Here is a 16,665-nt window from a genome sequence, read left to right as displayed (position 1 = left end):
CTTACATGAAAATATTAAAAAAAGATGTTATAGGCAGAATAACAAAGAGAACTATAATTAAGAATACATTAATATTTTTAATTATAGTTTTTTTAGTTGCCACAAGTATATCTGTTTATGTGGGATTAAAGTTAACATCTCCAAAACGAGAAGAGATAAAAAATAATCCTAAGAATTATGGAATGAATTATGAAAATGTTATTTTTAAAAGCAAAAATGAAGATGTGTTGTTAAAGGGATGGTGGATACCAGCACAGAAGCAAAATAAGCAAATTGATTCTAAAAAAACTATTATATTTTCACATGGATATGGTAACAACAGAGAGCTTCATAAAATATCAGTATTAACCCTTGCAAAAAAATTATGTGAAAATGGATATAATGTATTATTATTTGATTTTAGAGCTTCTGGAGAATCAGAAGGTAAGGTTGTAACAATTGGTGGACTTGAAAAGTATGATTTGCTTGGAGCTATTGATTTTGTGAAAAATAAAAAACAATCAAAAGAGATTAACTTAATAGGATGGTCTATGGGTGCTACAACGTCTATACTTGCTGGAACGGAATCTACTGATGTTAAAGCCATAGTTGCAGATAGTCCATTTGGAAATCTAAAAGACTATCTACAAGATAATTTATCTTATTGGTCCAAGCTTCCTAACTTTTATTTTACAAAAGCAATATTGTATTTACTTCCTAAAATAAGAGGGTTTAGTATAGAAGATGTTGATACAATTAAAGCAGCATCTAATATGAGTAATAAAAAGTTATTTTTAATACACAGTAAAGATGATGAAGCAATTCCATATGAAAATACTGAGAAGATTTATAACAGTGTAAAGAATAAAGGTTGTGCTGAAATATGGATTACAAATAATGCAAAGCATATAAAAACTTATTCTTTATACAAGGATCAGTATGAAAAAAGAATTATAGAATTTTTTGAAACTGAATAAATTTTAGTTTTAAATTTTAAAATATAAAGGTGTAGGGTAGGATTTACTCTGCACTTTTTATTTAAGGATATGGAGGATAGAAAAATGAAAATAGATAATTTAAACGATACTTTAGAAAGTGGAATAGAAAGTTTAAAAAATATGATAAATAAAATAATAAGTAGTGAAGAATTAGATACTACACTATTAAAAAAAGAAAATACTGCCCTTGTTATTGTAGATATGGTAAATGGCTTTGCAAAGAAGGGAAATTTAATGAGTTCTCGCATAAATAATATAATTCCAAGTGTACTTAACACAACTAACATATGTTATAAAAGAGGATTTAAAATCTTAGCTTTTAATGATGAGCATTCATTGAATTCTATAGAGTTTAATGAATATCCAGTTCATTGCCTAAAGGAGACGTGGGAAAGTGAATTAATTGATGAATTAAAAAAATTTGAAGATATAAAGATAATAGGAAAAAATTCTACTAATGGATTTATAGAAGAGGAATTTAAAAGTTGGATGAGTTTAAATAATCATATAAATAATTTTATTGTAGTAGGAAATTGTACAGATATATGTGTAATGCAGTTTGTTATGACTTTAAAAAGTTACTTTAATAAGAAAGATGAAGAAGTTAGTATATTTCTTCCTATGGATTCAGTAGAAACATTTCATTCTAAAGAGCATAATGGAGATTTAATGAATATATTTGCTATGTACAATATGAGTATTAATGGAGTTCAAATTATGTCTAATATAAAATAAATGTGATACATTTATTAAACAATTATTCCATAAAATACACATAAAACAATATTTTTCTTGAAAATTATATATAACAATAATATAATAAACAAAAGTATATAGGTATAGTTGTGTAGGGCTTAATAATTAGATAAGTCTAATTATTAAAATTTTATGGGGGGATTTTATGTTTAATAAAACGGAAAAACAGAATAACAAACTAAGGAAAAGTTTTTTTAAATCATATATAAGATTTTTTTATCTTATAGTCTTAGCAGTAGTTATAATTGCAACAGCATCCTTTAAAATTGCTAAAAATTCTTTATATGATTTAGGAGAAAGAGAATTAAAAAACAGAATCCAGCTAGGATTAATCATAATGGACAGTTTAGAGCAAGAGGTTAAACAAGGAGGACTATCAAGAGACGCAGCACAAGAAATATTTAGAAAAGAGATGTTAAATCCTAAAAAAAAAGATGGAAAAACTAGAGGAATAAATAAAAATATAGATTTAAAAGTAGATGCTTATATGTATGCAATAAATAGTGAAGGACTTGAAATGATGCATCCTTTTAAAGAGGGAGAAAACATATCAAGTATACAAGACAGTAATGGAAACAATGTAGTTAAATTAATAATTGACGAAGGTAAAAATCCTAAAAATGATGGAATAATACATTTTGGATGGAAAAATCCAAATGATATTAAAGAAAGGGCTAAGGTAAATGCTGTGGGCTATTTTGAGCCATGGGATTGGTATATAAATATAGGCTGTTATGAAGAGGCTTTTTATAAGCCAGTGTATAAAATTTTAACATACATAAGTTTAATAGCTTTAATTACAATAATTTTATCAATAATTCTCATATGGTATTCAATGAATAAGAAGATAAATCCATTAGGTCATATATTAAGTTCTATGGAAATGGTTTCAGAGGGAAATATAAATGCCAATATTAATATAAAAAGAAAAGACGAAATAGGGTATATTGCAAAGGTATTTAATAATATGTTAGAAGAAATAAAATCAATGATACTAGAAATAAAGCATATATCCTTTGCTTTAGAAGAAAAAGCAGTAATTATAAATTCTTCTACTAACAGTACACTTGAAAATTCTAATGCTATAAATAAGGCAATGGAGAGTATTGCATCGTCTATAAGTAATTCCACTAAGGAAATGCAAAATAGCTTTGAGAGTATGCAACTTTTAGGTGATGACATTGAGGTAATTAGAGAAAATAGTATAAATATAAGAAAAGAAGCATCAAGTGCTAATAAACTAAATGAAAACATAATAAGTATATTAACTGGACTTGAGGAAAGAAGTGGAGAAAATATAAAGGTTTCTAATGAAACTAAAGAAAATATACAATCACTTCTAGAAAAATCTAATAATATAGTAGGAATAGTTAGTACAATAGAACAAATATCAAATCAAATAAATTTATTAGCATTAAATGCCTCTATTGAATCTGCAAGAGCAGGTGATGCAGGACGTGGATTTGCTGTGGTAGCAGATGAAATAAAAAAATTATCATCAGAAACTTCAGATGCTGTACAAGAAATAAATAATTTAATAAAAGAACTTTTAGAAGCTATTAATGTGTCAGTTATGAGTACAGAAAAATCTAGTGATGTAGCAGAAGGACAGATAAAAACTATAAATGAAACCAGAAAGATTTTAGGTAGGGTTGTCAGATTTATTCAAAATATGCCAGATATAATAGGAAAGAATGTTGAGAAAATAGAAGAAGCTTATAAGAAAAAAGATTCTGTAAATAATTCAATGAATTCAGTACTTGTACTTGTAGAAGAAATGTCAAGTTCATCTGAAGAAGTATACGCATCTACATCTGAAGTGAAAGAAAAAATGAATTATGCTAAAGGATTATCAGAGGAATTAAACAGTTTATCTAAAAACTTAAAAGAAAGTATAAATAAATTTGAAATATAAATTAAAATGCACTCAAATAAATTTTTGAGTGCATTTTTCAATAAGTACATATACTAATAAAAATAAGTATTTAAATTACACACTTTTATTAGAAGTTACGATTGATATATCACGTGATAATTTTACTTAAATATGAAAAACATATTAGCATAATGTATGTACTAAGGAGGAAATAAAATATGGCAAAAATGAGACAACCAAGATTTAAGTTATCAAGAAGATTAGGAGTAAATATTTATGGGCATCCTAAAGCTATGAAGAGAGCAGAAGGAATCAAAAGTAGAGGAAAAAAGATGTCTGATTACGGTATTCAACTTTTAGAAAAGCAGAAAGTAAGAGCTTATTATGGGGTAATGGAAAAGCAATTTAGAAGATATGTTGAAAAAGCTATGAAGTCTAAAGATGTTACAGGTGATGCTTTACTTAAATTGTTAGAATGTAGACTAGATAATTTAGTATATAGAATTGGATTTGCAAATTCTATTCGTCAAGCGAGACAAATGGTAAATCACGGGCATATATTAGTTAATGGAAGTAAAGTTGATATTCCATCTTATGAAGTTAAAGTTGGAGAAGAAGTTACACTTAAAGATAAATATAGAAAAAATGAAATGTTTTCTAATAATTTTTTAGAACTAAGAACTTTTGAATTACCTTATATAGAAAAAGATTATGATAATTTTACTGGAAAGTTAATAAGAATACCAAATAGAGAAGAAATTCCTATAGAAGTAAATGAAGTTGCTGTAGTTGAATTGTATTCTAAATAATTAAAAAACTAAAAATACCTGATCAAAAGGTGTTTTTAGTTTTTTTATTAGATTGAAAATTAGTAAATAAATATTTAATATGTAATTATAATATAAAATGTGTTATTATACCAATAAGGAAGTTTAGCTGAGAGCTGTTATTGGTATATAAATACTTATTTTTAAGGAGTGTGTTTCATGGATAATGGAATATTATTAGAATCAGGTACAGGGGAATTAGAAATATTAGAGTTTGTTATAAATAACAAACATTATGCTATAAATGTTATTAAAGTAAAAGAGGTAGTGGAAGTAGACAATTTAACTGAGCTTCCAGATTCACATCCTGCAATTGCCGGACTTATTTTATGCAGAGATGAGATAATAACTTTGATTGATTTAAGATATATATTAAATGGACAAAAAAGTGAAAAAACTAAAAGTAAGGTTATAATATGTGAATTTAATCAAATAAAAGTTGCATTTAATATAGATGATATCGTTGCTGTTCATAGAATCAAATGGGATACTATAGTAAAGCCAGATGATTTATCAGCTAATTCATTGGTTACAGGAAATATTCTTTTAAATGGTGGAATAATATTGTTATTAGATTTTGAGAAAATAGTAACAGATATAAATCCAAGTGCAGGTATTAGTGAGGAGAAAGTTGTAAATATAGATTATAAAGATAGATCTAATATAAAAATTATATTAGCTGATGATTCCGCGTTAATTAGAAAACTACTAAAAGATACTTTAACAAAAGCTGGATTTAAAAATTTAAAATTATTTAATGACGGAAAACAAGCATTAAATTATTTATATAATTTGGCTGAAACTAAAAAAGAATGTTTTATAGAAGATGTTCAACTTTTAATTACTGATATAGAAATGCCTCAAATGGATGGACATACTCTTACAAGAAAAATAAAAGAGCACCCTATTTTACGTAAATTACCTGTTATAATATTTTCATCATTAATAACTGATGGATTAAGACATAAAGGAGAAGAAGTTGGGGCAGATGAACAGTTAAGTAAGCCTGAAATAGGAGAGTTGGTTCAATGTATAGATAAATATATTGACAAGTTAGAAAACTAATTTAAAATTGTATTTGAAGCTAAAGGATATGTGATAGATTTAAAAAATATCACATATCCTTTTAATTTTCATAATAACCATAAGAATACTTGAAAAATTAAAATTATTATTTTAGTATGTTGACAATTTGGGAGAATAATAATATAATAAATATGAAAATGATAATCAATATCAATAAGGAGGATGGATATGAAAGAATTAGTTGTTATTTATTGGAGTGGTACAGGTAATACAGAATCAATGGCAAATGCAGTTGCAGAAGGAGCAAGAATTGATGATGTAAATGTTAAATTAATGAATGTAAGTGAAGCGAAAGTTGAAGATATAGAAAATGCGGATGCAGTTGGACTTGGTTGTCCATCAATGGGCGCAGAGCAATTAGAAGAATCAGAAATGGAGCCATTTGTAGATTCAATTTCATCAGCAATTAAAGGAAAAAAACTAGTTCTATTTGGTTCTTATGGTTGGGGAAATGGAGAATGGATGGAAGATTGGGAAGAAAGAATGACAGGCTATGGAGCAAATATAGTTGATGATTGTTTAATAATTAATAATACTCCTGATGATGAAGGGATTGAAAAGTGCAAGGAACTTGGAGAAACATTAGCAAAAGCTTAATATAATATATTTTGAATAGTATATCATACAAAAATAATCCTCTGGAAATTAAATAGTCTAGAGGATTATTTTTATATGAGTTCTAATTGGAAAAATGTTCATATGTTGAAAACTAATATGAAAGGAATATAATAAATATTATAGGAGGTGGAATTATGAAAAATAAAATAAAAACAATATTTTTATTATTAGCAGTAATTATGAGCGCTTTATTTGTAGGATGTTCAAAGAATACTAATGAAACTACTAAACATAATGAGGAAACAAAAGCAAAGATAAAAATAGCTACTTTAAAAGGACCTACAGGTATGGGTATGGTTAAGCTTATGGAAGAAGACAAAGATAATTATGAAATTTCTTTAGTTGATTCACCAGATCAAATAGTATCTAAAATAGTAAATGGAGAATTAGATGGTGCCTGTGTACCTTCAAACTTAGCTTCTGTATTGTACAATAAAACAAAAGGGAATGTTAAACTTATTGGTGCAAATACATTAGGAGTTTTATATATTGTTCAAAATGGAAATGATATAAAAACTATAAAAGATTTAAAAGGAAAAACTATATATGCTAGCGGAAAAGGTGCTACACCTGAATTTATATTAAAACATATACTAAATAAAAATGGACTAGTTGAAGGAAAAGATGTAAATATAGAGTATAGTATGCAACATAGTGATTTATCTACAGCTATAGCTTCTAGCAAGATTAAAGTAGCAGTATTACCTGAACCATTTGTTAGCATAACTAAAATGAAAGATAAAAACCTTAGTATTCCTATTGATTTAACAAGAGAATGGGATAAAGTATCAAGTAATCATAGTAAGCTTATAATGGGTACAATAATATTTAAAAAAGATTTTGTAGATAAAAACAAAGAAGAATTGGACAAATTTATAGACAAGTATAGAAAATCAGTTGATTTTGTAAATAAAGATAAAGAAGAAGCATCAAAATTAATTGAAAAGTATGGAATAGTACCTAAGGCAAAAGTTGCTGAAATGGCAATACCAAAATGCAATATAGTATTTATAGATGCAAAAGATGCTAAAGGTGATTTAGAAGAATTTTATAAGATTTTACTTAAAAACAATCCAAAATCAGTTGGAGGAAAAATACCAGATGATAAATTCTATTATGAAAATAAATAGAAGGGCATTTATAATTTTATTTTGGTTATTAATTTGGGGAGCAGTGTCTCTCTACATTAATAACCAAGTTTTATTTCCTTCTCCGAAAGCTACGTTTATTTCATTATTAAATCTTATAGTACAAAAATACTTTTGGATAACAATATTTAGTAGTGTAAGTAGAGTTGTTATGGGATTACTATTTTCAATCCTTTTAGGAATTATACTTGGACTATGTTCTGGTATAAATGTTTATTTAGAAGAAATCTTAATGCCACTAATATCCTCAATAAAGGCAACCCCTGTTATGTCTATTATAATACTTGCATTAGTTTGGTTTAAAGCTAGCAATGTTTCTATTTTTACAACTATTTTAATATGTTTTCCTATAATATATACAAATGTTGTAGAAGGCATAAAATCTACAGATTTAAATTTACTACAAATGGCAAATATATATAATGTAAAAAAGATATATATAGTGAAGGATATTTATATTCCAAATATAAAAACCTATGTGGAGTCTTCCATATTAATGTGCCTTGGATTAGCTTTTAAAGTATCTGTAGCATCAGAAGTATTAAGTACCCCTAAATATTCAATTGGATTGAATATTTTAAATTCAAAATCCATGTTAGAAACAGAAGAACTTTTTGCATGGACTATTGTAGTTATAATATTAAGCTTATTATTTGAAGTGATATTTAAAACTTATATAAAAAATTTACATAGTTTAAGGAGATGCCATGAATAAAAAAGCAGATGATATCATGATAAGTCTAATAGATGTGTATAAAAAGTATGGGAATGAAAAGATATTTGAAAAATTTAATATGTCATTAAAAAAGAATAGTATTAATGCAATATTAGGTCCTTCAGGTACAGGAAAGACTACACTACTTAATATTATAAGTGGTATTGAAGATATAGATAGTGGAGAAGTAATTTATAATGGAAATAATATATCCTATATATTTCAAGAAGATAGACTTATACCATGGCTAAGTGTTTATGACAATATAGCTTTTGTGCTTAAGTCAAAATATAGTAAGAAAAATATAAAAAATATAGTAGATAAGTATTTAAAACTAGTTAAGTTGCAAAATCACAGAGATAAATATCCAAGGGAATTAAGTGGTGGCATGAAAAGAAGAGTAGCTATTGCAAGAGCTTTTGCATATGAAAGTGATTTATTGCTAATGGATGAACCTTTTAAAGGGATAGATATGGAACTTAAAAAAGATATAATAGATGAATTTTTAAACATATGGAATTATGATAGAAGAACTGTTGTATTAGTTACCCATGATATAAAAGAAGCTAAGTATATGACAGATAAAATATATTTTTTAGAAAAAAATAATTAATATAAATATAAACTTCTAAATTATGTATAAAATTATACTTAGTGATAATAATATACATGAAAGTATAAATTAAACAAAAATTAAGGAGAAGCTAATATGAATAAATTGTTTTTGAATAAATTTCTAAAAGGGCTATTTTCAGATACATGTGAGGTGCAATATTGGGATGGTACTGTAGAAAAGTTTGGAGAAGGAAATAGCAAATTTAAAATATTTATAAATGAGAATATAAAAGAAAAAGATATTCTTCGTGATCCTTTTTTAACATTAGGTGAAGCTTACATGAATAAAGCAATAGATTTTGACGGAAACATACAAACTATAATTGAGTCAATTTATAAAAATAAGGATAGTTTTTTACATAAGGCATCTGTATTTTCAAAACTATATAATGTTACTAAACATTCAATAAGACAAAATAAAAAGGACATACAGGCTCATTATGATTTAGGAAATGATTTTTATAGTATATGGTTAGATGATACTATGAGTTATTCTTGTGCTTATTTTAAAACTAAAGAAGACACTTTGTATGATGCACAATTAAATAAAGTAAAGTACATATTAAAAAAATTAAATCTAAAGAATGGAGATAAATTATTAGATATAGGATGCGGTTGGGGAGAACTTATAATTGAAGCTGCAAAAGAATATGGTGTAAAAGCTACAGGAATAACTTTAAGCACAGAGCAAGTTAAAAAGGTAAATGAAAGAATTAAGGAAAATGGACTTGAAGATTTAGTGGATGTAAAGCTAATGGACTATAGAGAACTTTTAAAAGAGAACATAAAGTTTAATAGAATAGTAAGTGTAGGAATGGCAGAACATGTTGGAAGAAAAAACATACCAGGATATATAAAGGATATTAGTGAATTATTAGAAGAGGAAGGGGTATGTTTACTTCATTGCATTACAGCTCAAGTTGAAGGAGAAGCCAACGAATGGATTAAAAGATATATTTTCCCGGGAGGATATATACCATCATTTAGAGAACTTGTTTATAATATGGGAGAAAATAATCTTCATTTAATAGATGCTGAAAGTTTAAGGCTTCATTATAGTAAAACACTAGAATGTTGGGCTAAGAATTTTGAAGATAACCTAGACAAAGTAAGAAACATGAAGGATGAAAAGTTTATTAGAATGTGGAGATTATATTTAAATTCTTGTGCAGCATCTTTCCATTATGGAGTTATAGATATACATCAATTTTTATTTACTAAAGGACTTAATAATAATCTTCCTATGACTAGAGATTATTTATATAAATGATAATATTTGAAAAACCATAATAATATTAAAAAATAATTCTTTAAATTTATTTTTAAGGAATTATTTTTTTTATTTTGGTAAAAATATAACTAATAATAAAAATAGTAGCAAGAGGAAGTGTAAAGGTTACAAAATTTTAAAATATAATTTTAGCTAAAATTCAACATAAAATTTGAATATTGTAATAAATTTATAAAAAATATATGATTAAATTATAAAAATAAAAGATAAGGGGAGAAAAACAATGATACTATCTTTACAAGAGAGAAAGCAGTTTCAAGACTATGTGGTGAATTCATTGATAGAAAAATACAACTACACAAAAGAAAAAGCTAAAGAAATTGTAGAACAATCTTCAATGATAGATGAACTTGAAAAGGATCCTCCAAAAATAATGTACTTTGACTCTGAATTCTGGGCAAGTAGATTATCAGCTAGAACTAAATTAAAATGTTAATATAGAACAAATAAAAAATAGAGTATTTAATTGAAATACTCTCAGATTGTTCAAAAAGCCCCCAACAATTGGGGGCTTTTGTTTACGCCAAAATTCTTTTATGCGATAGCATTCGAAAAATATTTATTATGTATGTTGATTTGGAATAAATTTGAATTAACGTACACAAAAAAATAGTGCGATAGCACCATGGCTATCTTTTTCATATTCTGAACTGCCGCTGTAAGTAGGCACTGCTCAGAAACATTTTTAATTCCTCGCATGCGACAATAACGTAGCCCATGTAATTCTTTTGAATCAGCAAAGCTACGCTCAATCTTTTCTTTACGTCGTTTATAAATATTTTTACCTTTTTCTGTTTTAGTAAATCTAAAAATTTGATCTTTATAGTCTTCCCAAACATGACGACGTATAGTTCTATTAATGGATTTATCAGATGTTAAGCAATTATTTTTATATTTGCAAGAAGCACAATGCTCCGCATTACTTACGTATTCTTTATAACCTTCCCTTGTAGTAGTTCTATATTTTAAAAAGCAATTATTAATACATACATATCCATCTAATTCTTTAACATACTGAAATCTATATTTTGTATATTTTCCTTTAACATGGGGTCCTAAACGGAACCCAAAAACACCTTGATAATTTTTGTCTGAAATTTGCTTACAAATAGGATTCGTAGAATATCCGGCATCTGCTACTAAATATTTTGTATTAAAATTAAACTTTTCTATTTGAGTTTCTATTCTTTTAACATAAGGATCTACATCGTTTATATTCCCGGGAGTAACATGAACGTCTGTTATAATATTATACTTTCCGTCAACAGTTCTATGATCTAAATAAAAAAAGCCTTTAGGTTTTCCATCTCTAACCATATATCCACTGTCTGGATCAGTTGTACTTACTTTTATTTCCTTAGTTTCAGCTATTTTAGTCTTTTTTTTTAGAGGCTTTTTATTATGATTAATTCTATCTTTATTAATGTCATTCTCTAATTCATCAAAGTATTCCTTTGTGGATTTAGTTATTTCTTTTTTAATAAATTTATGTTTATTAGCGTTAGCTTTTAAGTGAGTAGAATCAGTATATAGAATTTTGCCATCAACCAAGTTTCTATTAATAGCTTGAAATACAATATTATCAAATATTTCTTGATGTATATTTGTATTACTAAATCTTTTTGTTCTATTCTGGCTTATAGTGGAATGACTTGGTATTTTATCAGTAAGTCCATATCCTAAAAACCATCTGTAAGCTACATTTACCTGGATTTCTTTTACAAGCTGACGCTCTGAACGTATACCGAATAGGTATCCTATAAAAAGCATTTTAAATAATACAACTGGATCCACTGATGGTCTGCCATTATCAGCACAATATAAATCCTTAGTTAAATCTCTTATAAATGAAAAGTCTATGTATTTATCTATCTTTCTAAGTATGTGATTTTCAGGTACTAAATTTTCTATATAAACTAGTTCTAATTGATTTTGTTTTCTTTCATTATTAGTAAGCATTTTTCCTCCGTAGGAGCCCTAACGGGCTAAAAGATTTATTGTTCTAAAATATATATTCTACATAAACACTAAAAATCCTTTTTGTAATAAATGTAAAAAGGCTGTTGACAAATTATGTTTATCAACAGCCTGAGAGTATTTAATTGAAATACTCTATTTTTTATTTGAAAAGTATTTAGGGATTTAATGGAAATATTATCAAAGGATGTTATTATATCTAGAAATTTCACAAGGTATAGTATATAATGATTTTATATAATGTGACTTAAAAATATAAATTAGGGAGGAAAATGTAATGGTTTTCATAAAGAATTTAAAAGTGTCTCAAAAAGTTGTCCTTATAGTTGTAGTAATTAATATTTTTATGTTGATTGTAACAGCACAGGGATTAAGAAGTTATAATAACGAATTTCAAATGTTAAATACTATGTACAATGACATGTTACTTCCTGTAAATTCTATAGGGGATATAAAATTTGAGATTCAAAATATTCGTATGGATCTTGAAAAATATGTAGTTCTTTTTGATCAATATACACCTGAACAAAAACAAAAAGAAAATGAAAAAATAAGATCACAATTTAATAATATTAACGAAGAATTAGATGGATTTAATAAGTTAAATATCACGGATGAGGAAAAAAAATATTCTTTGATGCTTAAAAATGAATTTAAAGAGTATGAAAAAATAGCGTGTAATACTATTGATATGTGTAATAGTAAAGGAAGAGAAGATGGTATGAATTATGGTTATCAAAATATGAAACAGGTAACCAAAGGATTACTAAGCAGTATAAAAAAACTAGATACTAGTATATTAAATAGGTCACAAGAATTTCATAAGTTAAGTGAAGTAAATTATAATAGTACAGTTAAATTAACAGCAATAATAATTATATTAGGATTAATTGTGTCTATTGGAATAAGTGTGATTGTTGTAAAATTAATAAATAAAGCTTTAGCTGATACTGTAGAGTATATAGAAGTATTAGCTACAGGAGATTTTAGTCAAGGTGCACCTGAAGTATATTTAAATATAAATGACGAAATTGGTACTATAATTAAATCTATGGAAAAAATGAGATTGACTATAAAAGATTCTATTAAGGTAACTGTAGATGAATCAAAAAGTTCTATGGAAAACATAAAGGCTGTGGATAAGCTTATAGATGAGTTAAAATTTAACATTGAACAAGTATCATCTACTACAGAAGAACTTTCAAGTGGTATGGAAGAAACAGCAGCATCTACAGAGGAGATGAATGCAACATCGGAAGAAATAGAGAAAAAAGTTGCACTAATAGCAAATAAGGCTGAACAAGGAGCTAAAAATGCTACTGAAGTATTAAACAAAGCAGAAAATATAAAAAAACAAGCTATTTTATCAAGAAATAATGCTCATGAAGTTAGAAAAAATATAGATGAAAAGTTAAAACAGGCTATAGAAGATTCTAAATCGATTGAGAAAATAGGTATTTTATCTGATGCTATATTAGAGATAACATCACAGACAAATTTACTTGCATTAAACGCAGCAATAGAAGCTGCTCGTGCTGGAGAAGTTGGAAAAGGTTTTGCTGTTGTAGCTGAAGAAATTAGAAAACTTGCAGAACAGTCAAATGAAACGGTAACAGAAATTCAAGAAATAACTAAGCAGGTAGTAGGTTCTGTTGAAAATCTTACCAATAACTCTACACAAGCACTTAAATTTATTGAAGATGAAGTGGTAAGTGCATATAAACAAATGATAGATATATGTAATCAATATAGTGAGGATTCAAATTTTTATGATAATTTCTCAAATGAACTTGATGAAACATCAGATGAATTATTAACATCAATGAAAAATATAGCAGAAGTAATAAATAACATAACAATTGCTGCTAATGAAGGTGCTACTGGAACGGTAGATATAGCTGAAAGAATCGGAGAGGTTTCTGATAAGACAGTTGAAGTTTTAAATATGGCTAAAGAAAATAAAGAAACATTTGAAAGATTGTTAGGATCAGTTTCAAAATTTAAAATATAATTTATAAATTTAAATTATTATATTGAAATTTTTAAATTATTTGATATAATAATTATAGGTTAAGTTAATATTTCTGGAGTATTCGTGGAGCTCTTATTTTGAACCTACAGAGCTTACAAGGGAGTTCAATATTTTGATGTGAATTTTTCTATAAGACCTTAATAAAGTTATTAAGGCATGAGCATTGAAACATCTGTGAGGACACCCACCTATCGGAGAGATAGGTGTCAAAATCGGAGCAGCGGTATTTTGGAGTTTAAATTTAATAATAATTTTATTTATATAAAGAGAGGTTAATACCTCTCTTTTAAATTTTATAAATAAATAATACAGGCTATGTACAATCCTTGTAAATAAATGTATTGGATGTTAAAATATTTATACATTATTCTTAGGAGGTATAAATATGAGTACACATATAGGAGCAAAACAAAATGAAATAGCAAGTACAGTTTTATTACCAGGAGATCCATTAAGAGCAAAATTTATAGCAGAAAATTTTCTTGAGGATGTAATTTGTTATAATGATGTACGAGGTATGTATGGATATACTGGTACATACAAAGGAAAAAGGGTTTCAGTACAAGGTACAGGAATGGGGATTCCTTCAATATCAATATATGCAAATGAGCTTATAGAAAGTTATGGTGTAAAAAATCTAATTAGAGTAGGAACTTGTGGTTCTATAAATAAAGATATTAAAGTTAGAGATATTATTTTAGCTATGGGTGCTTGTACTAATTCAGGAACAAATAGAATGCGCTTTAATGGCATGGATTTTGCTCCTATTGCGAGTTTTGATTTATTAAAAAAAGCATATGATATCGGTAAGAGTAAAGGTCTTGATATAAAGGTAGGAAACATATTAAGTAGTGATTTATTTTATAATGATGATAAAGATGCTATTAAACTTTGGTCTAAATATGGTGTTTTAGGAATTGAAATGGAAGCTAGTGGATTGTATACTTTAGGAGCTAAGTATGGAGTTAATACACTTGCAATTTTAACTGTTAGTGATAGTATAGTAACAGGAGAAGAAACAACAGCTAAAGAACGTGAGACGACATTTACTAAGATGATGGAAATTGCTCTTGAATTAGCTGAATAATAAAAATTTTATATATTTAAATGAATGCACAATTATATTATTGTGCATTCATTAATTAAAGAGGTTTTTTATTTTATGAAGAAAAAAGTTATAAATAATAAATATAAAATAGATAACTATAAGGTTATAGGAAAAAGTTTTTATAAAAAGAGACTTATAGATGATGCATTAAAATTTTATAAAAAAGCATATGAATCCCCACTTGGAAAAAATGATACAGAATTGATTCTAGATATGGCTTTAATATATGATGAAAAGGGAGAAGATATTAGGGCCGCAGAAAAATATAAAGAAATTTTAAATATAGATGAAAAAGATGAAAGAGCATACTATGGATTGGCTATAATACATGATAATAGAGAAGAATATAACGAGGCTATAAAGTACTACAAAAAAGCTATAGAAATAAATTCAAAGTATAATAGAGCTTTTTTCTTTTTAGCGGGAGCTTATGATGCTATAGGACAAAAAGAAGAAGCTATTAAATGTTATAAAGAAGTATTAAAAATGGATAGCAATGATTTTTGGGCCAATTTAAATTTAGGCTCAATATATGAGGAACTAGGACAAAATAACTTAGCTATTGATATGTTTAATAAAAGTTTAAATATAGATCCTTATCATTATTTGGGATTATTTAATATGGCTGTAGTAATGAATAAGGTAGGAAAAATAGAAGATGCTATAAAGTACTATAACTTATCTATAAAAGAAAACTCAAATTATCCATATAGTTATCTTAATTTAGCTGTTATATACGTAGAAAAAAATGATTATAATAAAGCTTTAAGTATAATAAGTGATGGAATTTTACATAATGAAGATGCAGATTTTTTATACTACAATAGAGCGTGTTATAATATACACTTAGATAAATTAAAGGATGCTATAGATGATTTATTTAAAGCCGTAGAATTATATCCAGGTTTTATAAAGTATATAAAAGAAGATGAGGAATTAGATCCTATAAAAGGTTTTAAAGAATATAAGAAAATAATTAAAGAGAGCCACTAACAACATGTCCCACTTTTATATAAAACATCATAATATAGATACTATAGAGAGGTTTATATATGGGGGGAGAGATAATGGGTATCATTATTTTTCAATATATATTGTTAGTTTTACTTATTGTTGGAATAGCTTATTTCATGTATTTAATTAGAGAAAAAGAAGAACAAATAAAAGACGATTACTATGGAATAACATACAACTTATTGACATTTTTAGATGATGATGAATCTACGGTAGAAAATGTAAAAAAGGTATTAAGGACAGTTAGAGAATGCGTAAATTTTGTTGAGGAAAATTTTAAAAATGAATCCAATATAGAAAAAGAAGAAAAGGCTATATCAATATCAAAAGAAGCCATAGAAAACTTAAATTTTAATAGAGAAATTGATGATGAATCTTTAATTTGTATTATTAGGCTTGCAACTGCTTTTATGAAACCTACTAATGAGAATTTATAAATTTAAATAATCATTTAATAAAGGTATACATAAGGGTATACCTTTATTAATTAATAATATACTATAGACATTTTACAAAAATAAACTTGTTATAAGTTATAAAAATATGTAAAATATTAATATGACTTTATATAAGAACATATGTTTTGTATTTAAACTATGTTTAATGTGAATTTTAAAAATGGAGG

Annotated in this window: 16 protein-coding genes and 1 other RNA gene; 16 read left to right on the top strand and 1 reads right to left on the bottom strand. The window is 26.4% G+C overall.

The window, feature by feature from the left end; translation table 11 throughout:
* Positions 1–5 precede the first annotated feature (5 nt).
* From NT01CX_RS07240 to NT01CX_RS07190, 11 genes are all read left to right on the top strand, one after another.
* Positions 6–956, top strand: coding sequence for an alpha/beta hydrolase (locus NT01CX_RS07240; protein WP_011722410.1), 951 nt, complete (start codon positions 6–8; stop codon positions 954–956).
* Between the two features lie 84 nt (positions 957–1,040).
* A complete protein-coding gene (locus NT01CX_RS07235) occupies positions 1,041–1,712 on the top strand; it encodes an isochorismatase family cysteine hydrolase (protein ID WP_011722409.1) in 672 nt (223 codons plus the stop codon).
* 166 nt (positions 1,713–1,878) lie between these two features.
* On the top strand, positions 1,879–3,648 hold the full coding sequence (locus NT01CX_RS07230; protein WP_011722408.1) for a methyl-accepting chemotaxis protein: 1,770 nt from the start codon (positions 1,879–1,881) through the stop codon (positions 3,646–3,648).
* 179 nt (positions 3,649–3,827) lie between these two features.
* A complete protein-coding gene (gene rpsD, locus NT01CX_RS07225) occupies positions 3,828–4,418 on the top strand; it encodes a 30S ribosomal protein S4 (protein ID WP_011722407.1) in 591 nt (196 codons plus the stop codon).
* A 177-nt stretch (positions 4,419–4,595) separates the two neighbouring features.
* Positions 4,596–5,501, top strand: a complete 906-nt coding sequence (locus NT01CX_RS07220) for a chemotaxis protein (RefSeq protein ID WP_011722406.1) — start codon at positions 4,596–4,598, stop codon at positions 5,499–5,501.
* A gap of 189 nt (positions 5,502–5,690) precedes the next feature.
* Positions 5,691–6,119, top strand: coding sequence for a flavodoxin (locus tag NT01CX_RS07215; protein WP_011722405.1), 429 nt, complete (start codon positions 5,691–5,693; stop codon positions 6,117–6,119).
* A gap of 155 nt (positions 6,120–6,274) precedes the next feature.
* Positions 6,275–7,270, top strand: a complete 996-nt coding sequence (locus NT01CX_RS07210; protein ID WP_011722404.1) for an ABC transporter substrate-binding protein — start codon at positions 6,275–6,277, stop codon at positions 7,268–7,270.
* On the top strand, positions 7,242–8,003 hold the full coding sequence (locus tag NT01CX_RS07205; RefSeq protein WP_011722403.1) for an ABC transporter permease: 762 nt from the start codon (positions 7,242–7,244) through the stop codon (positions 8,001–8,003). Before NT01CX_RS07210 ends, NT01CX_RS07205 begins: the two co-directional genes overlap by 29 nt.
* Positions 7,996–8,616, top strand: coding sequence for an ATP-binding cassette domain-containing protein (locus NT01CX_RS07200; protein WP_011722402.1), 621 nt, complete (start codon positions 7,996–7,998; stop codon positions 8,614–8,616). Before NT01CX_RS07205 ends, NT01CX_RS07200 begins: the two co-directional genes overlap by 8 nt.
* Before the next feature lie 96 nt (positions 8,617–8,712).
* Positions 8,713–9,888 carry an SAM-dependent methyltransferase gene (locus tag NT01CX_RS07195; RefSeq protein WP_011722401.1) on the top strand — a complete coding sequence of 392 codons (1,176 nt, stop codon included), beginning with the start codon at positions 8,713–8,715 and terminating at the stop codon, positions 9,886–9,888.
* Positions 9,889–10,132: 244 nt separating this feature from the next.
* Entirely contained in the window at positions 10,133–10,345 is a 213-nt protein-coding gene (locus NT01CX_RS07190) for a hypothetical protein (protein ID WP_011722400.1), read from the top strand.
* An 82-nt stretch (positions 10,346–10,427) separates the two neighbouring features.
* Here the strand turns inward: NT01CX_RS07190 and NT01CX_RS07185 are convergent.
* A protein-coding gene (locus NT01CX_RS07185; RefSeq protein WP_242648479.1) for an IS1182-like element ISCno1 family transposase occupies positions 10,428–11,868 on the bottom strand; the annotation gives its coding sequence in 2 pieces (ribosomal slippage) (positions 10,428–10,517 and positions 10,519–11,868; 1,440 coding nt in all).
* Between the two features lie 295 nt (positions 11,869–12,163).
* On the opposite strand from NT01CX_RS07185, the gene NT01CX_RS07180 reads away from it, so the two are divergent.
* The 5 genes from NT01CX_RS07180 (at position 12,164) to NT01CX_RS07165 (ending at position 16,477) form a co-directional block, all read left to right on the top strand.
* The gene (locus NT01CX_RS07180; protein WP_011722399.1) at positions 12,164–13,897 is read left to right on the top strand and encodes a HAMP domain-containing methyl-accepting chemotaxis protein; all 1,734 of its coding nucleotides are present in this window, start codon (positions 12,164–12,166) and stop codon (positions 13,895–13,897) included.
* A gap of 67 nt (positions 13,898–13,964) precedes the next feature.
* Positions 13,965–14,157, top strand: a non-coding RNA gene (gene ssrS, locus NT01CX_RS12085) — 6S RNA.
* Between the two features lie 146 nt (positions 14,158–14,303).
* Positions 14,304–15,005, top strand: coding sequence for a purine-nucleoside phosphorylase (gene deoD, locus NT01CX_RS07175; RefSeq protein ID WP_011722398.1), 702 nt, complete (start codon positions 14,304–14,306; stop codon positions 15,003–15,005).
* 75 nt (positions 15,006–15,080) lie between these two features.
* Entirely contained in the window at positions 15,081–16,019 is a 939-nt protein-coding gene (locus NT01CX_RS07170) for a tetratricopeptide repeat protein (RefSeq protein WP_011722397.1), read from the top strand.
* Between the two features lie 74 nt (positions 16,020–16,093).
* Entirely contained in the window at positions 16,094–16,477 is a 384-nt protein-coding gene (locus tag NT01CX_RS07165) for a hypothetical protein (protein WP_011722396.1), read from the top strand.
* Positions 16,478–16,665: the final 188 nt, after the last annotated feature.

This window comes from Clostridium novyi NT (genome assembly GCF_000014125.1).
Classification (GTDB): Bacteria; Bacillota; Clostridia; order Clostridiales; family Clostridiaceae; genus Clostridium_H; species Clostridium_H novyi.
The sequence above is the reverse complement of the archived record's forward strand: the minus strand, read 5'-3'. Positions and strand labels throughout refer to the sequence as shown.